General features: G+C 69.8%; 19 protein-coding genes. 11 read left to right on the top strand and 8 right to left on the bottom strand.

Annotated elements, in window-relative coordinates; all coding sequences use genetic code 11:
• Nucleotides 1-8 precede the first annotated feature (8 nt).
• Nucleotides 9-686 carry an MtrAB system response regulator MtrA gene (gene mtrA / locus ACIHFD_RS20555; protein ID WP_043620615.1) on the bottom strand — a complete coding sequence of 226 codons (678 nt, stop codon included), beginning with the start codon at nt 684-686 and terminating at the stop codon, nt 9-11.
• Nucleotides 687-958: 272 nt separating this feature from the next.
• Here mtrA and ACIHFD_RS20560 point away from each other — a divergent pair, with 272 nt between their 5' ends.
• The 5 genes from ACIHFD_RS20560 to ACIHFD_RS20580 are packed head-to-tail and all read left to right on the top strand — an operon-like array spanning nt 959 to nt 6,419.
• Nucleotides 959-2,221 (top strand): glycerophosphoryl diester phosphodiesterase membrane domain-containing protein, encoded by a 1,263-nt coding sequence (locus tag ACIHFD_RS20560; protein WP_397368271.1) that lies wholly within the window; start codon nt 959-961, stop codon nt 2,219-2,221.
• Nucleotides 2,218-2,901, top strand: coding sequence for a DUF4129 domain-containing protein (locus tag ACIHFD_RS20565; RefSeq protein ID WP_397368272.1), 684 nt, complete (start codon nt 2,218-2,220; stop codon nt 2,899-2,901). The genes ACIHFD_RS20560 and ACIHFD_RS20565 overlap by 4 nt, the downstream gene beginning before the upstream one ends.
• Nucleotides 2,898-4,076 carry a DUF4350 domain-containing protein gene (locus ACIHFD_RS20570; protein ID WP_350728405.1) on the top strand — a complete coding sequence of 393 codons (1,179 nt, stop codon included), beginning with the start codon at nt 2,898-2,900 and terminating at the stop codon, nt 4,074-4,076. Before ACIHFD_RS20565 ends, ACIHFD_RS20570 begins: the two co-directional genes overlap by 4 nt.
• Nucleotides 4,066-5,046 (top strand): MoxR family ATPase, encoded by a 981-nt coding sequence (locus ACIHFD_RS20575; protein WP_350728404.1) that lies wholly within the window; start codon nt 4,066-4,068, stop codon nt 5,044-5,046. The genes ACIHFD_RS20570 and ACIHFD_RS20575 overlap by 11 nt, the downstream gene beginning before the upstream one ends.
• A complete protein-coding gene (locus ACIHFD_RS20580) occupies nt 5,046-6,419 on the top strand; it encodes a DUF58 domain-containing protein (protein WP_350728403.1) in 1,374 nt (457 codons plus the stop codon). Before ACIHFD_RS20575 ends, ACIHFD_RS20580 begins: the two co-directional genes overlap by 1 nt.
• Before the next feature lie 17 nt (nt 6,420-6,436).
• Here the strand turns inward: ACIHFD_RS20580 and ACIHFD_RS20585 are convergent, their stop codons facing one another.
• Nucleotides 6,437-7,429 (bottom strand): stage II sporulation protein M, encoded by a 993-nt coding sequence (locus tag ACIHFD_RS20585; protein WP_397368273.1) that lies wholly within the window; start codon nt 7,427-7,429, stop codon nt 6,437-6,439.
• A 51-nt stretch (nt 7,430-7,480) separates the two neighbouring features.
• Between ACIHFD_RS20585 and ACIHFD_RS20590 the strand changes: the two genes are divergently transcribed.
• Nucleotides 7,481-8,374, top strand: coding sequence for an RDD family protein (locus ACIHFD_RS20590; protein ID WP_397368274.1), 894 nt, complete (start codon nt 7,481-7,483; stop codon nt 8,372-8,374).
• Between the two features lie 25 nt (nt 8,375-8,399).
• Here ACIHFD_RS20590 and ACIHFD_RS20595 read toward each other — a convergent pair whose 3' ends face one another.
• Both ACIHFD_RS20595 and ACIHFD_RS20600 read right to left on the bottom strand, forming a co-directional pair.
• Nucleotides 8,400-9,746 (bottom strand): LVIVD repeat-containing protein, encoded by a 1,347-nt coding sequence (locus tag ACIHFD_RS20595; RefSeq protein ID WP_397368320.1) that lies wholly within the window; start codon nt 9,744-9,746, stop codon nt 8,400-8,402.
• A 103-nt stretch (nt 9,747-9,849) separates the two neighbouring features.
• Nucleotides 9,850-11,190 carry an LVIVD repeat-containing protein gene (locus ACIHFD_RS20600; protein WP_397368321.1) on the bottom strand — a complete coding sequence of 447 codons (1,341 nt, stop codon included), beginning with the start codon at nt 11,188-11,190 and terminating at the stop codon, nt 9,850-9,852.
• A gap of 217 nt (nt 11,191-11,407) precedes the next feature.
• Here ACIHFD_RS20600 and ACIHFD_RS20605 point away from each other — a divergent pair, with 217 nt between their 5' ends.
• The 3 genes from ACIHFD_RS20605 (at nt 11,408) to ACIHFD_RS20615 (ending at nt 13,180) form a co-directional block, all read left to right on the top strand.
• Complete coding sequence (locus ACIHFD_RS20605; RefSeq protein ID WP_397368275.1) at nt 11,408-12,043, top strand: DUF305 domain-containing protein; 636 nt, start codon at nt 11,408-11,410, stop codon at nt 12,041-12,043.
• A 412-nt stretch (nt 12,044-12,455) separates the two neighbouring features.
• The gene (locus ACIHFD_RS20610; RefSeq protein WP_355190777.1) at nt 12,456-12,809 is read left to right on the top strand and encodes a hypothetical protein; all 354 of its coding nucleotides are present in this window, start codon (nt 12,456-12,458) and stop codon (nt 12,807-12,809) included.
• A 17-nt stretch (nt 12,810-12,826) separates the two neighbouring features.
• Nucleotides 12,827-13,180: a YbaB/EbfC family nucleoid-associated protein gene (locus ACIHFD_RS20615; protein WP_397368276.1), complete on the top strand. Its 354-nt coding sequence runs from the start codon at nt 12,827-12,829 to the stop codon at nt 13,178-13,180.
• Nucleotides 13,181-13,198: 18 nt separating this feature from the next.
• On the opposite strand, the gene ACIHFD_RS20620 is transcribed toward ACIHFD_RS20615, so the two are convergent.
• The 3 genes from ACIHFD_RS20620 to ahcY all read right to left on the bottom strand — a co-directional run bounded on the left by ACIHFD_RS20620 (nt 13,199) and on the right by ahcY (nt 17,117).
• Nucleotides 13,199-14,167, bottom strand: a complete 969-nt coding sequence (locus ACIHFD_RS20620; RefSeq protein ID WP_397368277.1) for a hypothetical protein — start codon at nt 14,165-14,167, stop codon at nt 13,199-13,201.
• A gap of 94 nt (nt 14,168-14,261) precedes the next feature.
• Nucleotides 14,262-15,497: an adenosylhomocysteinase gene (locus ACIHFD_RS20625; protein ID WP_397368278.1), complete on the bottom strand. Its 1,236-nt coding sequence runs from the start codon at nt 15,495-15,497 to the stop codon at nt 14,262-14,264.
• A gap of 192 nt (nt 15,498-15,689) precedes the next feature.
• Nucleotides 15,690-17,117 carry an adenosylhomocysteinase gene (gene ahcY / locus ACIHFD_RS20630; protein WP_397368279.1) on the bottom strand — a complete coding sequence of 476 codons (1,428 nt, stop codon included), beginning with the start codon at nt 17,115-17,117 and terminating at the stop codon, nt 15,690-15,692.
• Between the two features lie 102 nt (nt 17,118-17,219).
• On the opposite strand from ahcY, the gene ACIHFD_RS20635 reads away from it, so the two are divergent.
• Nucleotides 17,220-17,558 carry a MerR family DNA-binding transcriptional regulator gene (locus tag ACIHFD_RS20635; RefSeq protein WP_192790205.1) on the top strand — a complete coding sequence of 113 codons (339 nt, stop codon included), beginning with the start codon at nt 17,220-17,222 and terminating at the stop codon, nt 17,556-17,558.
• A 4-nt stretch (nt 17,559-17,562) separates the two neighbouring features.
• Here ACIHFD_RS20635 and ACIHFD_RS20640 read toward each other — a convergent pair whose 3' ends face one another.
• Nucleotides 17,563-18,639: an alpha/beta hydrolase-fold protein gene (locus tag ACIHFD_RS20640; protein WP_355190768.1), complete on the bottom strand. Its 1,077-nt coding sequence runs from the start codon at nt 18,637-18,639 to the stop codon at nt 17,563-17,565.
• 77 nt (nt 18,640-18,716) lie between these two features.
• Between ACIHFD_RS20640 and ACIHFD_RS20645 the strand changes: the two genes are divergently transcribed.
• Nucleotides 18,717-20,423 (top strand): phosphatidylglycerol lysyltransferase domain-containing protein, encoded by a 1,707-nt coding sequence (locus ACIHFD_RS20645; RefSeq protein ID WP_397368280.1) that lies wholly within the window; start codon nt 18,717-18,719, stop codon nt 20,421-20,423.
• Nucleotides 20,424-20,426: the final 3 nt, after the last annotated feature.

Consider the following 20,426-nt stretch of genomic DNA (forward strand, 5'->3'; position numbering starts at 1 on the left):
GACGTGGACTAGGCGGGGCCGGCTTTGTAGCCGACGCCGCGGACCGTCACCACGATCTCGGGGTGCTCGGGGTCCTTCTCGATCTTGGCCCTGAGCCGCTGCACGTGCACGTTGACCAGCCGCGTGTCGGCCGCGTGCCGGTAGCCCCAGACCTGCTCGAGCAGGACCTCGCGGGTGAACACCTGGCGCGGCTTGCGGGCCAGCGCGACCAGCAGGTCGAACTCCAGCGGCGTGAGGTTGATCGTCTCCTCGCCCCGCTTGACCGAGTGCCCGGCCACGTCGATGGTGATGTCGCCGATCTGGAGGATCTCGGGGGTCGGCTCATCGGTGCGGCGGAGCCGCGCCCGCACCCGGGCCACGAGCTCCTTCGGCTTGAACGGCTTGACGATGTAGTCGTCGGCCCCCGACTCCAGCCCGAGAACGACGTCGATCGTGTCGCTCTTGGCCGTGAGCATGACGATCGGAACCCCCGACTCAGCCCTGATCCTGCGTGCGACGTCGATGCCGTCCGCCCCCGGCAGCATCAGGTCGAGCAGGACCAGATCCGGGCGTGTATCCCGGAACGCATCGAGGGCCTTGTCGCCGTCGGAGACAAAAGACGGCTCGAAGCCTTCCCCTCGCAGGACGATCCCCAGCATCTCGGCGAGAGCGGCGTCGTCATCGACGACCAGCACGCGACCTTTCATGGCCCCTCATTCGTTCTACGCATTGTGGGACATACCCGCACGATCGCTGAAGGTTACCCTTGGTGGGCCCATGAGTGTGACATGAGCCATGCAAAAGGCGAATTTTAGGTCCGCCTCCCGCGACCGCAATCTCAAGTCTGCGGTAACAGAGCAACTTTCTGCCATCCCCTGGACGTGAACCTCGACCGGATTCTCCGTCGAATACGGCAAGGATGAGACGGCGAATGCGCTCAGCGACACCAATGCCCCGTTCAGCATGCCAGGATTGGGATATGTCAGACGGTCACGGTCCCCCGCCCGAGACGCCATCAGGCTGGTCGGCCGAACAGCCCCCGCCCTACAGCGCCCCGCCGGCCTCCCCGTGGACCGCGCCAGGCGCGCCACAGCAGATGCCCTACGGGCAGCCGTACGGGGAGCCCCTTCAGCAACAACAGCCACTGGGACCCGGGCCCCAAACACCCTATCCGCCCTATCCGCATCCTCAGCCCGGTTACGGCTACGCGCCGCCACCACCGGCGCTGAGGCCGGGCATCATCCCGCTGCGCCCCCTGGGCCTCGGTGACATCCTCGACGGCACGATCAAGCTGATCCGGTCCAACCCGAAGGCCGTGCTCGGCCTGTCGGCCGTCGCCGCCCTGCTCGCCTCCGTGCCCGTGGCCGTCGGCCAGGCGTTCGTGCTCGACACCATGAGCGGCGCGTTCACCGACCCCGAGAGCGCGTACACCTCCTCCGACCAGCTCACCAGCGTGTACGGCGTCGCCGCCCAGTACGGCGGCACGCTCGTCTCGTACATGGTCCAGTTCGTCGTGGTCACGCTGCTGACCGGCGTGCTGACCAGGATCCTCGGCCGGGCCGTCTTCGGCGGCACCATCACCGCCGGGGAGGCGTGGCGGCTCGTCAAGGGCAGGGCGCCCGCGCTGTTCGGCGTCGTGGCGCTGATGGCCGTCATCATGCTGGTGCCGCTGGTCGTGATGGTGCTGCTCATCGTGGTGGTCGCGTTGAACGTCTCCTCCGGCGGAGCAGGCGTGGTCCTCGGGCTGACCTTCCTGTTCATGATCGCCTACCTCGGCTACTACCTGTTCTTCACGACCCGCTTCGCCTTCGCCTCGCCCATCGTGGTGCTGGAGGGCAGGGGGGCGATCGAGGCCATGCGGCGCTCGTGGCACCTGGTGACCGGCGACTTCTGGCGCGTCTTCGGCATCCTGCTGCTCACGTCCCTGCTGGTCGGGCTCGTGGCGGGCGTCCTGTCGGTGCCCTTCACGCTGGCGGGCACGCTGTTCGGCATGTTCGGCGCGGGCTCGGTGGCCACCACCGTCGTGTCGGCCGTGCTCATCGCGCTCGGCGGCACGCTCGGATCGATGCTCACCTATCCGTTCCAGGCCGGGGTCGCCGGCCTGCTCTACGCCGACCGGCGCATGCGCAGCGAGGCGTTCGACCTCGTGCTGCAGACGGCGGCCATCGAGCAGCAGCGCCAGGGATGGGTGCACTCCTCCGCGGACGAGCTCTGGCACCCCTCCAACTCCGCCAGGCCGTGAGCCCGATCGACAGGGAGGAGGCCGCGCGCCGGGCCGCGGAGGAGCTCCTCAAGCCTGCATACGAGAAGGAGTCCCTGCTCGACCTGATCTACCGGCGGGTCATGCAGTTCCTCGGCGACCTGGTGGACACGGCCGCGGGCGGGGGCGCCGCCGGAGGGGTCATCGCCTCCGTGATCATCGTGCTGGTCATCCTCGCGCTGATCGTGCTGATCTCGTGGCAACTCCGCAAGGCCAGCCGCAAGAACGCGCTCACCGTGGGCGGGCTGTTCGGGGAGCGGGTGATGACGGCGGCCGAGCACCGAGCGGCGGCCGCCGGGCTGGCCGCCGAGCAGCGCTGGACCGAGGCCGTCCAGGAACGGCTCCGCGCCATCGCCCGTGACCTTGAGGAACGCGCGCTCGTCGACGGCATGCCGGGACGCACGGCCGACGAGCTGACCAGTGAGGCGGCCCTCTCGCTGCCCGGCTTCGCCACGAGGCTGGCGGCGGCCGCCCGGTCGTTCGACGACGTGACGTACGGCGGTGTGGCGGGCACGCGGGAGGCGTACGAGGAGATGGCCGACCTGGACGAGCAGCTCCGCCAGGCACGCCCGGTCCCGGTCGGGGCCGGCGCGGCGGCCACGGCCTGGACCCCGGTCGGCGCGGCCCCGGGCGAGCGGCCCGGGACGGGCGGGACCGCATGAGCGTCCTCACGCGCCCCGCCGACGGCGCGTCCTACTCGACCTCGCCCACCGCGCGCTCCACCTGGCGCGGCAGCCGGATCATCGTCCTGCTCGGCCTCATCGTCGTGCTCATCGCGGTCGCGGGCGTCCTGTTCGGCCCGGAGCGGGGCCCGTCGCGGGCCCTGGATCCCGACGACACCACTCTGGCGGGCTCCAAGGCGCTGGCCGAGGTGCTCAGGTCACGGGGCGTGACGGTGGACCGGGTCGACTCCGTGGAAGCCGCCGCCGCCAAGGCCACGACCGGCAACCGGCTGCTGCTGATCACCGACATGTCGTACTTCGACGAATACAGCCTGACCCGGATCCAGGGCGACCGGCTGATCGTCGGCGACCTCCCCGGTCTCGACGCGCTCGCCCCCGGCGTGCGCAGCGAGCCGGCCCCGGCGCGCACGCGCTCGCGCGAGCCCGAGTGCTCGCTCCCCGCCGCCAGGGCCGCCGGCAGCGCCTACCTGGGCGGCGCCGTCTTCCGGGGCCCCACCGGGGCCACCGGCTGCTACCCGGCCGGCGACGGATACACGCTGGTCAGCTTCCCGCAGGCGGGCGGCGTGACCACGGTCGTCGGCGACGGCGGCTTCATGACCAACCAGCGCCTGGCCGAGGACGGCAACGCCGCGCTCGCGCTCAACCTGATCGGCACCGGCAGGCCCGTGACCTGGCTGGTCCGCCCCGCGACCCCGCCACCCGTCGCCGAGCTTCCGGGCGAGCGGGGCAAGTCGATGTACGACCTCATGCCCGAGAGCATCCGCTGGACCGTCTACATGTCCCTCATCGCCCTGGCTCTCACGGCGTTCTGGCGGGGCAGGCGGCTGGGCCCCGTGGTGACGGAGAAGCTGCCGGTCATCGTGCGCGCGGCCGAGACCGTCGAGGGCCGCGGCAGGCTCTACCGGGCCAGGCGCGCGCGGCAGCGGGCCGCGGAGTCGCTGCGCGAGGGCACGATCGACCGGCTCACGCCCAGGCTGGGGCTCGGATCGGGGGCCGGGCCGAACGAGGTCGTCGCGGCGCTCGCCGCCCGCACCGGCCAGGACGCCCACCAGGTCGGCGCGGCGCTCTACGGGCCACCGCCGGTGGACGACGCCGGGCTCGTCGGGTTGGCCGGATATTTGGACTTCATCGAAAGGCAGGTCAGTGAACTCTGAGGAGACGTTCCGCGTCCCGAGCTCGGGCGACTCGGCCAGGGAGGCGCTGGGCGCGCTGCGCGCCGAGGTGTCCAAGGCCGTGGTCGGCCAGGACGCGGTGGTGACGGGGCTGGTCATCGCGCTGCTGTGCAGGGGGCACGTGCTGCTCGAAGGCGTGCCCGGCGTGGCCAAGACGTTGATGGTGCGCACGTTGTCGGCCGCCATGTCCCTTGACTTCAAACGGGTGCAGTTCACGCCGGACCTGATGCCTGGCGACGTGACCGGCTCGCTGATCTATGACGCGAAGACCGCGGAGTTCGAGTTCCGCGAGGGGCCGGTGTTCACGAACCTGCTGCTCGCCGACGAGATCAACCGCACCCCGCCGAAGACCCAGGCGGCGCTGCTGGAGGCGATGGAGGAGCGGCAGGTCAGCGTCGAGGGCGCGGCGCGGCCGCTGCCCGACCCGTTCGTGGTGTGCGCGACGCAGAACCCCGTCGAGTACGAGGGCACCTACCAGCTCCCCGAGGCCCAGCTCGACCGGTTCCTGCTCAAGCTGACCGTGCCGCTGCCCCCGCGCGAGCAGGAGATCTCCGTGCTCGAACGGCACGCCCGCGGCTTCGACCCGCGCGACCTGAGCGAGGTCAAGCCCGTCGCCACGGCCGACGACATGGCGGCCGGGCGGGAGGCGGTCTCGAAGGTGCACGTGGCGCCCGAGGTGCTCGGCTACATCGTGGACGTGGCCCGCGCCACCAGAAACTCGCCGTCGCTGCAGCTCGGCGTCTCGCCACGTGGCGCCACGGCGCTGCTGGCGGCCTCGCGGGCGTGGGCGTGGCTGTCCGGGCGCCCGTACGTGACTCCTGACGACGTCAAGGCGCTGGCCAGGCCCGCGCTGCGGCACCGGATCCAGCTCCGGCCGGAGGCCGAGCTGGAGGGCGCGACCGCCGACGGCCTGCTCGACGGCATCCTGGCCTCCGTACCGGTCCCGCGCTGATGGCTCTCACGGGACGTGCCGGGCTGGTCGCGGCGATCGGGATCGTCGTGGTGCTGCTGGCGCCGCAGCCCGGGGCCGCGCTGGCCGGGGTCTGCCTGCTGCTGGCCGCCGCGATCGTGGTGGACCTGGTGTTCGCCGGCGCGGTACGCCCGCTGAGGTTCCACCGTTCCGGCGACACGCTCGTACGGCTCGGCCAGCGGGCCACGGTCGAGCTGATCGTCGAGAACCCGGGCCCCCGCCGGGTGCGCGGCGCGCTCAGGGACGCCTGGCCGCCGTCGGCGGGCGCCACACCGCGCGTCGCCGACCTGAACGTGCCCAAGGGCGAGCGCCGCAAGATCGTCGTGACGCTCGCCCCGACCAGGCGCGGCGACCGCTCGTCCGTGGCGGTCACGGTGCGCTCGGTCGGGCCGCTGGGCCTGGCCGCCCGCCAGGGCAGCCACCAGGCGCCGTGGTCGGTACGCGTGCTGCCGCCGTTCCTGTCGCGCAAGCACCTGCCGTCCCGGCTGGCCCGGCTCCGCGAGCTGGACGGCCAGCACCCGGCGCTGGTGCGCGGGCAGGGGACGGAGTTCGACTCGCTGCGGGAGTACGTGGTGGGCGACGACGTGCGCTCCATCGACTGGCGGGCCACGGCGCGCCGCCACGACGTGGTCGTGCGCACCTGGCGCCCGGAACGCGACCGCCGCGTGCTGATCGTGCTCGACACCGGCCGCACCTCGGCGGGCCGGGTGGGCGACGCGCCCATCCCCATGGCCGGGGCCACCGCGGGCGGCGCCGGGCTGCTCGTACGGCCGGATCCGCGGCCGGCGCCCGGCTGGCCGCGGCTCGACTGGTCGATGGACGCCGCGCTGCTGCTGGCCGCGCTGGCCGCCAGGGCCGGTGACCAGGTCGACTTCCTCGCCTACGACCGGGCGGTGCGCGCCTGGGTGAGCGGGGCGTCGCGCACCGAGCTGCTGTCGTCGCTGGTCAACGTGATGGCGCCGATCGAGGCGGAGCTGATCGAGGCCGACTCGCAGGGCATGGTCGCGGCCGTCCTGTCGCGGGCCAAGCGGCGCTGCCTGGTCGTGCTCCTCACCGACCTCAACGGGGCGGCTCTGGACGAGGGGCTCATGCCGGTGCTCTCCCAGCTCTCCTCGCGCCACCTGGTGCTGGTGGCCGGGGTGTCGGACCCCCGGGTGGCGGCCATGGCGGGGCGCCGGGCGTCGGCCGAGGAGGTGTACGACGCGGCGGCGGCCGAGCACGCCCAGCTCGAACGCCGGCGCATCACGGCGCGGCTGCGGCGGCACGGGGTGGAGGTCGTGGACGCGCCCCCGGAGGACATCGCCCCCGCGCTCGCGGACGCGTACCTGGCGCTGAAGGCGGCCGGGCGGCTGTAGGGCCTGGACCGGGGGGGTCAGGCCGTCGGGGCGACGTCCGGGGCGCGTTCGAGGTCGCCGGTCTCGTTCTGGCGCAGGGCACGGCGGCCGAAGGCGATCACGTACAGCAGGAAGCCCACCTCCGCGAGCGCGCCGATGCTCACGCGCGCCCACGTCGGCAGCCCGGACGGCGTGACGAACGCCTCGATCAGGCCCGACACGAACAGCACCACGACCAGCCCCAGCGCCACGCTCATCACCGCCCGGCCCTGCTCGGCCAGGGCCTCCGTCCGCCGGCGCGGCCCCGGGTCGATGACCGTCCAGCCCAGGCGCATCCCGACCGCCGCCGCCAGGAACACGGCGGTCAGCTCCAGCAACCCGTGCGGCGTGATCAGGCCGAAGAAGATGTCCAGCTTGTCGCGGGAGGCCATGAGACCGCCGGAGATGCCGACGTTCGCGGCGTTCGAGTAGAGCACGTACGGGATCGGCAGGCCGAGCAGCACCGAGTAGATGATCGTCTGCGCCGCGACCCACGCGTTGTTCACCCACACCTGGCTGGCGAAGGAGGCGGCCGGGTGCTCGGAGTAGTAGTCGGCGAAGTCGTGGTCGACGAGCTGGGCGATCTCGTCCGGCGAGCCGATCGTCGCCTGGACGTCGGGATTGGCCGCCACCCACGCGCCCATCACCCACGCGACCGCGATGAACGCCACCGTGCTCCCCAGCCACCACCACCGCGCCCGGTAGGCCACCACGGGGAACGACACCGTGAAGAACCTCACCAGCTCCCGCCAGGCGGGTGTGTGCGCCCCGGTCACCGCCGACCTGGCCCGCGCCACCAGCGCCGACAGCCGGCCGGTCAGCATCGCGTCCCCGGACGAGGAGCGCACGATGGACAGATGGGTGGACACGCGTTGGTAGAGGTCCACCAGCTCGTCCACCTCGGCACCCGTCAGCGACGAACGGCGCTTGACCAGATGATCGAGCCGGTCCCACACGGGGCGGTGAGCTGTGACGAACGCATCGATGTCCACCCGAACATTCTGGCCGCTCAAACACCAGTACATAGCCGTTAGGCTCCACATATGTCTGAGGTTGTGACCGGCGACGCGGTCGTCGTCGAAGTGCGGATCGCCCAGATGCCCTCGCGCGCGCTGGCGATCGTCATCGACATGGCCGTGCAGTTCACGGTGCTGATCGCCGCCTATGCGATCTTAGGCGCGTTCTCGGTCATCTCGGACTCGGCCATGTTCGGGGCCGCGATGATCGTGTTCATGGTGCTCGTGCTGGTCGGCTACCCCGTGATCTTCGAGTCGCTGACCAGGGGACGCAGCCTCGGCAAGCTCGCGCTCGGGCTCCGGGTGGTCAGCGACGACGGCAGTCCCGAGCGCTTCAGGCAGGCACTGTTCCGCGGCCTGGCCGGGGTCGTGGAGTTCTGGATGCTCTCCGGAGCGCCCGCGCTGATCGCGTCGCTGGTCTCGCAGCGGGGCAAGCGGCTCGGCGACGTCTTCGCCGGCACCATCGTGATCTCCGACCGGGCTCCGCGCGACTCCGGTCAGCTCATCGTGATGCCGCCGCCGCTGGCGGCCTGGGCGGCGACGCTGGAGCTCTCCCAGCTCCCCGACGAGGTGGCGCAGGCGGCCCGGCAGTACCTGTCGCGGTGGCACGACCTGTCGCCGCAGGTCCAGCATGAGATGGGGGTGCGGATCGCGACCCAGACGGCGTCCTTCGTCTCGCCCGCGGCGCCCGCCGGGGTGCCGCCGCACGCGTACCTGAGCGCCGTCCTGGCCGAGCGCCGCAGGAGGGAGCAGGTACGTTTCGCGCAACGCGCCGCCGGCCGCCCGCCCCAGGCCCCCTACGCGCAGCCAGGCCCGTACCAGCCTCAGCCCCCGGCGTCCTACCAGCCGCAGCCTCAGCCCCGGCCCCCCGCGCCGGAGCCGCCGAGGGCGACTCCGGGCGGGTTCGCGCCGCCTCAGTGAGCGCGGCGCACAGGGACGGAACCGGTCACCAGTTGCGGTACGACTCCTGCGTCTGCACGTTCAACCGGTCGGTGCGGACGTGCCTGGCGTTGTTCGTGAGCGGGTCGGTGACCTTGACGACGTCGAGGCCCTCGTGGAAGTCGGCCGCGTAGATGTAGCCGTTGTAGTAGTACGCGGACCAGATGCCGCCGCCACCGCCGGCCGAGCGCGGGCCGCGCTCGAAGTAGCCGATCTCCCTCGGGTTGGCCGAGTCGGTGAAGTCCCACACCGACAGCCCGCCCATGTACCAGGCCTGGACCATGATGTCCCGGCCCTTGACGGGGATCAGCGAGCCGTTGTGCGCGACGCAGTTCTCGCTGTCGGCCTGGTAGCGCGGGATCTTGAAGTAGCTCTTGAACGTGAACTGCCCGTTCGAGATGTCGTAGATCGCGTCCGCGCCGCGGTTCGGCCCGGTGGCCTCGTTGCAGGTGGCCCCGCCGCCGCCGCCGAGCTCATCGGTGAAGACGACCTTCTTGGCGTCGTTGCTGAAGGTGGCCGAGTGCCAGAACGCGAAGTTCGGGTCCGTGGTCCTGGCCGTGACCTTCGGGTTCAGCCGGTCCGAGATGTCGAACAGCACGCCGTCACCCATGCACGCGCCCGCCGCGATGTCCTTCTCGGCGTAGGCGGTGATGTCGTGGCAGCCGCTGGTCGGCAGGAGCAGGCCGGGCTGGGTCTCGTTGCCGCCGTCGGGGAAGACCACCGGGGTGGCCGCGACCGCCGCCGCCGTCGGGTTCCTGAGCGGCACCTTGATGATCGAGAGCTTGTCGTGCGGCGGCAGGCAGTCGGGGAACGTGGCGTTCGGGTTGTAGGACGAGACGTAGATGTAGACGTTCTTGTTCCGGTCGCGGCCCTTGCCCGGCACCAGGGTCAGGGTGTGGGAGCCGCAGTTGGTCTCGACCGACTTGATGTACTTCGGGTTGGCCTTGTCGGAGACGTCGAAGATCCGGACGCCTTCCCAGGCCTCCTTGTGGTCGGCGGTCAGCGCCGTGCTGTTGCACGAGTCGTCGCTGCGCGAGGAGTCCACGGCGGTGAACAGCAGGTCGCCGTAGACGCTGACGTCCATCTGGGAGCCGGGGCAGACGACCGAGCTGACGGGCTTGGCCTTCTTGGGGTTGCTGACGTCGTAGATCGAGAAGCCGCCGTAGTTGCCGACGTAGGCGTAGTCGCCCTGGAAGGCGATGTCGGTGTTGATGGTGCCGGCGATCGGGGCGGGCTTGGGGATGTTCAGCACGTGGGTCACGTTGGGGCTGGTGACCACGGCGTCGGGCGGTGGGATGTCGGTGGCCAGGGCGGGAACGCTCGTCAGCGCTAACGCGACGGCGGCCGCGGCCATGACGAGGGCACGGCGCGGATTGAACACTCCGAGACTCCTTATCGCATATGTCTGGATAAGTGAAAACGGCGAGGACCCGGTCGGGGCCCTCGCCGCCTGGGGATCAGTGGCCGTATTCGGGATACGACGTCTGGGTCTGCGCGTTGAGTGAGCGCATCTTGACGCCGTTCGCCCGGTTCGTACGCCAGTCGTTGATCTTCAGCACGTCCAGGCCCAGGTTGAAGTCGGACCCGTAGATGTAGCCGTTGTAGTAGTACGCGGACCAGAAGCCGCCGCTGAGCGCCGGCGCGGTGTTGTCCGGGCCACGCTCGAAGAACGCGATCTCCTGCGGGTGGGCCGAGTCGGTGAAGTCCACCACCGAGATCCCGCCCTGGTACCACGCCTGCACCATGATGTCCCGGCCCTTGACCGGGATCAGCGAGCCGTTGTGGGCCACGCAGTTCTCGGTGTCGGCCTGGTGGCGCGAGATCTTGAAGTAGCTCCTGAACTGGAGCTGCCCGTTCACGATGTCGTAGTACGCGTTGGCGCCCCGGTTCGGGCCGATGGCCTCGTTGCAGGTCGCCCTGGTCCCGCCGCCGAGCTCGTCGGTGAAGATGACCTTCGTGCCGTCGTTGTTGAACGTGGCCGAGTGCCAGAAGGCGAAGTTCGTCTCGTCACGCACGGTCGCGGTGACCTTGGGCTGCTCGGGGTTACGGATGTCGAGCAGGATGCCGTCGCCCATGCAGGCGCCGGCGGCGATGCCCTTCTCCGGGTAGGCCGTGATGTCGTGGCAGCCGGTGGTGGCGGACTTCCCGTTCGGGTAGGGCTGCTGGACGCCGCCGTAGCCGCCGTCGGGGAAGAGGTTCGGCGTGGCGATCACGGTGGCGGCCGTCGGGTCGCGCAGCGGCACCTTGATGATCGAGATCAGGTCATGGGGCGGCTGGCAGTCGGGGAACGAGGCGTTCGGGCTGTAGGAGGAGACGTAGATGTAGACGTTCTCGCGCTTGCGGTCGGGCACCAGCGTGTTCGTGTGGGAGCCACAGTTGGTCTCGACCGACTTGATGTACTTCGGGTTGGCCTTGTCGGAGACGTCGAAGATGCGGATGCCCTCCCACGACTCCTTGACCGACGCGGGCTGCGAGGTGCTGTTGCACGAGTCGTCGTTGCGGGAGGAGTCGACGGAGCCGAAGAGCAGGTTGCCGTAGACGGACATGTCCATCTGGCCACCGGGGCAGACGACCGAGCTCACCAGCGAGGTCCGCTTCGGGCGCTTGATGTCGTAGATCGAGAAGCCGTAGTAGTTGCCGACGTACGCGTAGTCGCCTTGGAAGGCCATGTCCGTGTGGATGTCGGCCAGAGCCTCGGGCTTGGGCACGTTGGTGACGTGCTGGATGTTGGGACTCATGACGATCTCGCCAGGAGCCGGGATGTCCGCGGCCTGAGCCGGTAAGACGGCGCCGGCCATCGCCACGACCGCCGTGACCAGGGTGAGGGCCCTGCGGAGGGAGAACACTAGGGATCCTCCTATAAAGAGAGCATAAATCTACGCCATCCTCGCGTTTCCCCCCTCGACTGGCCAAGCAGACAACTTGTCAAATTTTGTTCCTGTTCACTCTCTTTTAATTTGTCCACTTATGGCCTAGAGTGCGCATTCTCGACCGAGTCAGTCAGGGAGGTTGTGGGTGCGCGCCGCGCTCATCGTCATCATGGGCACGGTCGTTGCCCTCTCCGGCTGCACCTCCTCCTCTCCGCCGCCGGCTCCACGGGCCGACTCGACCGCGCCCGTGCTCGCTCCCGGCCGCCCCGGGGAGCAGGCCAGGACGCTGTCGCCGAGCGAGGCCGCCACCGCCGTGCCCTCGGCCACGGCCAACGCGTCCGACATCAAGTACGTCCAGGACATGATCGTCCACCACCGCCAGGCCCTGGACATGTCGCTCCTCGCGCCCACCCGGGCCGAGTCGGCCCAGCTCAAGAACCTGGCGGGCCGGATCAAGGACGCCCAGGGCCCGGAGATCCAGTTCATGACGACGTGGCTGCGGGAGCAGCAGCAGACGGTGCCCGAGCACCACGCCGCGCACGAGGGCATGCCGGGGATGGCCACGCCCGCCCAGATGGAGGCCCTGAAGGCGGCCAAGGGCAAGGACTTCGACCGGATGTTCCTGGAGCTCATGATCAACCACCACCTGGGGGCGATCAAGATGTCGGAGCAGGTGCTGACGAGCGGCTCGCACATCCGGGTCGAGGAGCTGGCCAGTGACGTCAGCGTGACCCAGGCCGCCGAGATCCGCCGCATGCAGCAGATGCAGTCCGCCCTTTAGGAAGGCCGGAACTTCGAGGACGGGGGCCTCGTCCCGGCGCTAAAGTACACTATCCCTGCCGGTAGTGCAGGCAATGTGCGAGGAGGATGTCACGTTCATGGCAGATTCAAACGCTCCATCCGCATCGCCCACGCCGTCGGCCACCCCCACGGGGTCACCCACACCGAGCCCCACAGGAACACCCACTGGGACACCCACGTCCAGCCCCACGCCCACCCCAAGCTCCCCATCCCCGACGCCCAGCCAGAGTCCGACGTCGCCAAGCCCTTCCCCCACCCCCACACCCACCCCGACGCCCACGCCATCGCCGTCGCCGACCAAAGCGCCTGTGGCGTCGCCGACTCCCACGACTGCCCCCACGTATCCCGTCCCCACCCCTTCGCCCAGCTCACCCGGCCTCGGCCGCCCGGGCATGCCGAACATCGATGTCCGCGGGAGCACCTTCACAGGGGCGGCCGGTGGCTTCGTCACCGAGCACGACGAGCTGGCCAGGGACGCCCGCCGGATCCTCGACGCCATCACCGCGCTGGGCGACTTCGCCGGCACGGACGAGACGGCGAACACCTTCAAACAGGGCTACTCCACCGGGTTGAAGAAGGCCGAGACGTACGTCAACGCGTTACGCGACGTCTATCCCGGGATCGCCGAACGGCTGGCCGGCATGAAGACCGGCTTCGACGTCGCACACTGGGCCAGCATCCAGTCCCTGCCGAAAGTGTCCGACCCGCCCAAGTACTCGAAGTCGGACGGAAAGCTCAACCCCTGACGTTGTTCGGAGACCTGATGCCCACACCAGACGACGGCGCCAACTTCCTCGACGAGGAGATGCAGCGCCTTCTCGCCCAGTTCCAGGCCGACCTTCGGCCGCTGGAAGAGCTGCGGGAGAGCCTCAACGACATCCGCGGCCGCGGTGAGGCGGCCAATGGCCAGGTGAAGGCCGAGGTGCTGCCGAGCGGCGCGCTCGGCGGCCTGCGCATCGACCCGCGGGCGATGCGGCTCGGCGCGGACGCGCTGGCGGAGGCGGTGCTCGCCGCCGCGAACGACGCCGCCGCGGACCTGGCCAAGCAGATGGCCGGGATGATGACGGACGGCCTGACCCCGTTCGCCGACGAGGTCAGGCGTTTCAGCCGGGAATAGCTACGTGGTCACCAGCCGTCAGTATCCGCGCCAGCGCCTGAACTGGTCCTGGCCTGCGGCGACACCCAGCTTGGCGAGCATCTGCTCCCAGGTGGGCAGCAGGCTGGCCGGATCGTCGATCACGTCGCCGGGGCGGTTGAGCGCGTTCGCCGTGGTGGTGAAGATGGAGGACCCGGTCAGGAACCACATGGCGTCCTGCGCCGCCTTGTTCTTCGGCAGCAGGTTGGCGCCCTTTCCGAGGAATTCGATGGCGTTCTTCCCCGCCTTGTTCTTCGACAGCAGGTTGGCGGCCGCCTTGAAGTTGGCGGGATCCACATGGTAGAAGACCATGCACGCCGCGAAGTTCTTCACCATGTACTCGCCGCGGTCGCCCCACGACCCCATGTCCTCGCCTCTCGCCAGCTTGATCCCGTCGACGAGCACCTGGTCGAGGGCCGTGTAGGCGAGGGTGCCCCCGGTGGCGTAGATGAACCGCTTGCCCACCGCGTGATTGAACATCCTGAGCAGCAGCCCCGCCTGCCTCCTGCGCATCGCCCAGTTGATCAGCGTCTGGACCTTCCTGTCGATGGCCGGCCAGCAGAAGAACATCAGCAGCTCGAGCCACTGGATCATGGCCATCGTGTGGAGCGCGTGCTGGGTCTGCTCCAGCATGTCCGCGTAGTCGTCGACCGCGTCGGCCAGCCCGCGGAGGTACGCGGACACGTGCGGCGGATAGGGCGCGAGATCTTCGTTGAAGTATTTCCTGAAGGCGTCGACCCCCGCGCCGGAGCTGGGCGGCCGCCACACCGTTCGCGCGACGTCCTCCACGTCGTCCAGGCTCGTGTCCACCCGCGTGGCCAGCTGCCGCAACAGGCGTGCGGCCTCGCGCGCCTTGGCCGGGTCGCCGTCGGGGTAGGCGACGGACAGCATCTGCAGGACCACGGCGCCGACACCGAGGGCGGAGAACGCGAACCCTCCCATCGGAAGGGACTTGGGGGATGGACTCACGTGGCAGACCCTTTCTCCACCGGACATACCAGGATCATCCGATCATCCTGCAATATCATCGGCCACGCCAACCCCACAGCCCCCTCGGGCCCCTCTAGGAGCCGACCCTCCAGGAGTGGAGATACTCCTCCTGCTCGGGCGTGAGCTCATCGATGCCGATCCCGGCCGCGGCCAGCTTCAGCTTGGCGACCTCGTGGTCGATCTCCTCCGGGACGTCGTAGACGCCGGGATCGAGGCGGGAACGCTCGCCCGCCAGCCAGACCACGGCCAGGGCCTGCGCGGAGAACGACATGTCCATGACGGCCGCGGGATGGCCTTCGGCGGCGGTGAGGTTGACCAGCCGGCCCTCGGCGAGCAGCAGCAGCCTGGGGCCGTCGGGCAGCACGTACTCGTCGGTGTTGGGCCGCACCCCGCGGTGCACCTCGGTGGCCAGCTCGTCCAGCGCGCGCACGTCGATCTCCACGTCGAAGTGCCCGGCGTTGGCCAGGATCGCGCCGTCCTTCATGACCGACAGGTGCTCGGCCCTGATCACGTCGCGGTTGCCGGTCACGGTGACGAAGAGGTCGCCGAGCATCGCCGCCTGCGCCATGGGCCGGACCTCGTATCCCTGGAGGGTCGCGTCGAGCGCCTTCACGGCGTCGATCTCGGTCACGATCACCCGCGCGCCGAACCCCTTGGCCCGCTCGGCCACACCCCGCCCGCAGAACCCGAACCCGGCCACGACCACCGTGCGCCCGGCCAGCATGGCGTTGGTGGCGCGCATGATGCCGTCCAGCGTGGACTGCCCGGTGCCGTAGCGGTTGTCGAACATGCGCTTGGTCCGGGTGTCGTTCACCGCCACGACGGGGAACCTCAACGCGCCCTCGGCGGCCATCTGCCGCAGCCGGATGATCCCGGTGGTGGTCTCCTCGCACCCGCCCGTGACGTGTTCGAGCAGGTCGGTGCGTTCGGTGTGGAGAATGTTCACCAGGTCGCAGCCGTCGTCGAGCACGAGGTCGGGCTCGAGGTCGAGCGCCTGGTGGATGTGCCGGTAGTAGGTGGCCCGATCGACGCCGGCCCGCGCGTGCACGGAGATCCCGTAAACCCGCAGCGCCTCGGCCACGTCGTCCTGCGTGGACAGGGGGTTGGACGCGGCGAGCGCGATCTCGGCCCCGCCCGCCTTCAACGCGCCCATCAGGACGGCCGTCTCGGCGGTGACGTGCAGGCAGGCGGCGATCTTCAGCCCGTCCAGCGGCCGTTCGATGCCGAACCGCTCTCCGATCGCGGTCAACACCGGCATCGAACGAGCGGCCCAGGAGATCTGCCGCTCGCCACTTTCCCAGAGATCCATGCCAGCCCTTTGAGCGAAGAAGACGGCCAAGAACACGCGTCGTCACGGCGAGCGACCCGTGAGCCTTCACGACCGGCCATGACGGACGGCCACTGACGTCGGCGCGTGCGGCCCACCGTGCGCAGCCGTAAAAACGGGTTATAGCGGAAAGCTCCGGGAGGCGAGAAACCACCTCCCGGAGCTCAAGACGATTTAGTACCGGTAGTGGTCGGACTTGTAGGGGCCCTCGACGTGGACGCCGATGTAGGCGGCCTGCTCCTTGGTGAGCTCGGTGAGCTTGACGCCCAGGGCGTCGAGGTGCAGGCGGGCGACCTTCTCGTCCAGGTGCTTGGGCAGCGTGTAGACCCCGATCGGGTACTCGGCCGTCTTGGCGAACAGCTCGATCTGCGCGATCACCTGGTTGGTGAACGAGTTGGACATGACGAAGCTCGGGTGGCCGGTGGCGCAGCCGAGGTTCATCAGGCGGCCCTCGGCGAGGACGATGATCGAGTGGCCGTCGGCGAAGACCCACTCGTCGACCTGCGGCTTGATGTTGTTCTTCGTGATGCCGGGCTGCTTGGCGAGGCCGGCCATGTCGATCTCGTTGTCGAAGTGGCCGATGTTGGAGACGATCGCCTGGTGCTTCATCTTCGCCATGTGGGCGGCGGTGATGATGTTGAAGTTGCCGGTGGAGGTCACGAAGATGTCGGCGATGCCGACGACCTCGTCCAGCGTGGTCACCTGGAAGCCGTCCATGGCCGCCTGGAGCGCGCAGATCGGGTCGATCTCGGTGACGATGACGCGGGCGCCCTGGCCGCGCAGCGCGTCGGCGCAGCCCTTGCCGACGTCGCCGTAGCCGCACACCACGGCCACCTTGCCGCCGATGAGCACGTCGGTGGCGCGGTTGAGGCCGTCGATGACGGAGTGGCGGCAGCCGTACTTGTTGTCGAACTTCGACTTGGTGACCGAGTCGTTGACGTTGATGGCCGGGAAGAGGAGCTGGCCGTTCTTGTGCATCTCGTAGAGACGGTGCACGCCGGTCGTGGTCTCCTCGGTGACACCCTTGATGCTCTCGGCGATCTTGGTCCACCGCTTGTCGTCGCCGACCGTGCGGGTGAGCAGGTCGATGATGACGTGCCACTCCTCCGGGTCGTCGGCCGTGGCGGCCGGCACGGCGCCCGCCTTCTCGTACTCGGCGCCCTTGTGCACCAGCAGCGTGGCGTCGCCGCCGTCGTCGAGGATCATGTTGGGCGCGTCACCGCCGGGCCAGGTGAGGGCCTGCTCGGTGCACCACCAGTATTCCTCCAGCGTCTCGCCCTTCCAGGCGAACACCGGCACGCCCTGCGGGTCGTCCGTGGTGCCATTGGGGCCGACGACCACCGCGGCGGCGGCGTGGTCCTGCGTGGAGAAGATGTTGCAGCTGACCCAGCGGACTTCGGCGCCGAGCGCGACGAGCGTCTCGATGAGGACGGCCGTCTGGATCGTCATGTGCAGGGAGCCCATGATCTTCGCACCGCGAAGGGGCTGGGAGGCCGCGTACTCCTTGCGAATCGCCATGAGGCCGGGCATCTCGTGCTCGGCGAGCCGGATCTCCTTGCGGCCGAAGTCGGCAAGTGAAAGGTCTGCGACCTTGAAGTCCATCGGGTTTCCCCTCGCGTCACTGATGGTTGTCCCGACGAGTTTAGGTGGCTCTACGAGGGGTGCGCATCTCGGGGCGGCCGAAACTGACGTAAGAATGTAAGAATGCGTATCACGGAGGCCGCGAAGCGGCTCGGCATGTCCCCTCGAATGCTCCGATATCGGGAGGCACTCGGTCTGCTGCCGCCCGTGCGGGAGCAGGGGGCGCACCGGCGGTTCGGGCCCGACGAGCTGGCGGCGGTGGCGCAGGGGGTGGAGCTGGAGAAGCAGTTCGACGTCTCACCCGCGGAGCTGGCCTTCGCGCTGCGGGTGCTCAGCGAGCCCACGGTGGCGGCGGCCGTCCGCGACCTCGGGATCCGGATCGGGCGGATCCAGGTGCCGCGCCGGGCCCTGGACTTCGAGAAGGAGAAGGCGTTGCGCCTCCTGCGCCCCTCCGGCCGCTGACCATTCAGGCGGCGGGGGTGACGAGTTGCTGGGCCAGCCACGGGAGGGCCTGCGGGAGCTCGCGGTTCCAGGTGTTGAAGTTGTGCCCGCCGCTGGGCAGGATCAGCGAGGACGCCCGCATCGGCGGCTTCACCGCGCTCAGGAACCTCATGGTCGCCGGATAGTCGCTCTCCCCCTTCCTGCTGCTGGTGACGAGCACGTTCACGGGCGGCGCGGGCAGGTTGGCCAGCCGCCACATCAGATCGTTGCGCTGTTCGACCGACTTGTCCCCGTGGAACAGGTCACCGGTGGTGCTGTCGACGATCGTCTTGAAGTAGCCCGACTGCGAGACCGCCGCGGAGAACTGGTCGGGATGGCTCATGACGATCTTGAGCGCGCAGTAGCCGCCGGTCGAGCCGCCCAGGATGCCCCACGAGTCCCGGCCCTCCGCCACCCGGTAGTGAGTGGTCATGTCATGTTTGACGTCGTTCGTGAAGTACGCCTGGATCTGCGGCCCGTTCGGCACGTCCACGCACTCGGTGTCGCGCGGCAGTACCACGCTGGGCCGCATCATGACCAGGACCGTGGGCTTGACCTGGTGCTGGGCGATCGCCTTCGCCATCCGGCCGGGCAGGTCGAGCCGGGTCATGAGGTTCCGCGGATCCCCCGGGTAGCCGGTGAGCGCGATGATCGCGGGGAAGCGCTCCGTGGTGTGCTTCAGGTACGCCGTGGGCAGGAACACGTACGCCTCCTCGCTCAGGCGCGTGGACGGCCCCGGCATGATCACCTGTTCGATCCGCCCGCCCGGCACCGAGCGGGTGCTCAGCACCTGCAGCCCCGAGGCGGCGACCGTGATCGGCGCCGTCCCCGTGTCGGTGCCCAGGAGATCGTTCCAGGAGCTGTAGAAGGCGAAGTACTGGTTCACCGCCAGACCGAGGGCGGCCAGCGTGAACGCCTGGCAGACGGTCAGCGCGCCCACCCGGCCCAGCACGGCGCTCAGGCGCGCCGCGCTCAGCCGTGGCCACAGCCACACCGTCGTCGCCAGCGCCGCCACAGCCAGCACCGAGAAGGTGACCAGCAGGCCGATTGAGTTCAGTCCCATGAGGCATGGAATACAGGGAGGGCCGTAAGCAGGGAGTTAACATGGAGATTACCCGGCCGGGTCTTCAATCTCGGAGTGTGAAGCGCTCCTGGATTCGTGCCGTCGCCGCCTACGCGTCGTTGGTGGTCGGCCTGCTGGACATCAGCAAGGCGGTGTTCCCCCGTTTCGAGCACAGCCGCATGGGTGTGTGGACGGACATCCTGCCGGGCATCGTCACGACCTTCGCCCGAGCGTCCTCCCTGGTCGTCGGCATCATGCTGATCATGCTCGCGCACGCGCTGCGCCGCGGGAAGGTGCGCGCCTGGCGCGCGGTCGTGCTGCTGCTCCCGGTGAGCGCCGCCGTGAGCTTCGTCCACCTGCGTCCCGCCTCGGCCGTGATCAGCCTCGCCCTGCTGGTCCTGCTCGTGTGGGGCAGGAGCGAGTTCTCCGCGCTGCCCGACCCGCGCTCGCGCTGGCGCGCCCTGGGAAACCTGCTCGTGCTCGGCGCCATCGACGTGGGCCTCGGCTACCTCATCATCAGCGCCCGCCCGCACGTGATCGTGGGCCATCCGAGCGTGCTCGACCGCCTCGAACACGTCCTGCTCGGCCTGGTCGGGATCGAGGGCCCGGTCACGTTCACCGTCGAGCGAATCTCCGACCTGGTCTACTTCTCCCTGGTCGCGCTCGGCACGCTCACCGCCGTCTCCACGCTCTACCTGGCGCTGCGCCCCGAGCGCCCGGCCGCCGAGCTCACCGAGGACGACGAGCGGCGCCTGCGCGCCCTGCTCGCCCAGCACGGCGAACGCGACTCGCTCGGCTACTTCGCGCTGCGGCGGGACAAGAGCGTCCTGTTCTCTCCCTCGGGAAAGGCGGCCATCGCCTATCGCGTCGTGTCCGGGGTCATGCTGGCCAGCGGCGACCCGATCGGCGACCGCGAGGCGTGGCCGGCGGCGATCAAGGTGTTCATGAACGAGGCCAGGCGGCACGCCTGGGTGCCCGCCGTCATCGGCTGCGGCGAGACCGGCGGCGAGGTGTGGACGCGCGAGGCCAAGCTGTCCGCGCTGGAGATCGGCGACGAGGCCATCGTCGACGTCGCCGACTTCACGCTGGAGGGTCGCGCCATGCGCAACGTCCGCCAGATGGTCAACAGGACCGAGCGGAACGGCTACACGTGCCACGTGCGCCGCAGCGCCGACCTGACCGGCCAGGAGCGCGAACGCGTCCGGCAGGCGGCCGACTCCTGGCGCGGCACCGAGACCGAGCGCGGCTACTCCATGGCGCTCGGCCGCTTCGGCGACCCGGCCGACTCCCAGTGCCTGGTGGCCACCGCCCACAAGGACGGCGAGCTCAAGGCCGTGCTGCACTTCGTGCCGTGGGGGCCGCACGGCATCTCGCTCGACCTGATGCGGCGCGACCGCGGCGCCGATCCGGGGCTCAACGAGTTCCTGATCGTCAAGACCCTCCAGGCCGCGCCGGCCCTGGGCATCACGCAGGTCTCACTGAACTTCGCCATGTTCCGCGCGGTCCTGGCCCGCGGGGAGCGCCTCGGGGCCGGACCAGTGCTGCGGGCGTGGCGGGCGTTGCTGATCTTCCTGTCGCACTGGTTCCAGATCGAGTCGCTGTACCGGTTCAACGCCAAGTTCCGGCCGATCTGGGAGCCCCGCTTCGTGGTCTATCCGAACGCCCGCGACCTGCCCCGCATCGGTGTCTCGGCGTTGCAGGCCGAGGCGTTCATCACCCTGGGCCGGCCCCGCAGGCCCCGGCTGCGCCTCCCGCGCCTCCGCCCGGCCCAGCTCACGTCGTGAACG

The organism is Nonomuraea sp. NPDC051941 (genome assembly GCF_044593615.1).

What these genes read in the sequence shown, in the direction of transcription:
- mtrA (WP_043620615.1), bottom strand. Translation starts at nt 686, where the DNA reads ATGAAAGGTCGCGTGCTGGTCGTCGATGACGACGCCGCTCTCGCCGAG.
- ACIHFD_RS20560 (WP_397368271.1), top strand. Translation starts at nt 959, where the DNA reads ATGTCAGACGGTCACGGTCCCCCGCCCGAGACGCCATCAGGCTGGTCG.
- ACIHFD_RS20570 (WP_350728405.1), top strand. Translation starts at nt 2,898, where the DNA reads ATGAGCGTCCTCACGCGCCCCGCCGACGGCGCGTCCTACTCGACCTCG.
- ACIHFD_RS20580 (WP_350728403.1), top strand. Translation starts at nt 5,046, where the DNA reads ATGGCTCTCACGGGACGTGCCGGGCTGGTCGCGGCGATCGGGATCGTC.
- ACIHFD_RS20590 (WP_397368274.1), top strand. Translation starts at nt 7,481, where the DNA reads ATGTCTGAGGTTGTGACCGGCGACGCGGTCGTCGTCGAAGTGCGGATC.
- ACIHFD_RS20595 (WP_397368320.1), bottom strand. Translation starts at nt 9,746, where the DNA reads ATGGCCGCGGCCGCCGTCGCGTTAGCGCTGACGAGCGTTCCCGCCCTG.
- ACIHFD_RS20600 (WP_397368321.1), bottom strand. Translation starts at nt 11,190, where the DNA reads ATGGCCGGCGCCGTCTTACCGGCTCAGGCCGCGGACATCCCGGCTCCT.
- ACIHFD_RS20610 (WP_355190777.1), top strand. Translation starts at nt 12,456, where the DNA reads ATGCCGAACATCGATGTCCGCGGGAGCACCTTCACAGGGGCGGCCGGT.
- ACIHFD_RS20615 (WP_397368276.1), top strand. Translation starts at nt 12,827, where the DNA reads ATGCCCACACCAGACGACGGCGCCAACTTCCTCGACGAGGAGATGCAG.
- ACIHFD_RS20625 (WP_397368278.1), bottom strand. Translation starts at nt 15,497, where the DNA reads ATGGATCTCTGGGAAAGTGGCGAGCGGCAGATCTCCTGGGCCGCTCGT.
- ahcY (WP_397368279.1), bottom strand. Translation starts at nt 17,117, where the DNA reads ATGGACTTCAAGGTCGCAGACCTTTCACTTGCCGACTTCGGCCGCAAG.
- ACIHFD_RS20635 (WP_192790205.1), top strand. Translation starts at nt 17,220, where the DNA reads ATGCGTATCACGGAGGCCGCGAAGCGGCTCGGCATGTCCCCTCGAATG.
- ACIHFD_RS20640 (WP_355190768.1), bottom strand. Translation starts at nt 18,639, where the DNA reads ATGGGACTGAACTCAATCGGCCTGCTGGTCACCTTCTCGGTGCTGGCT.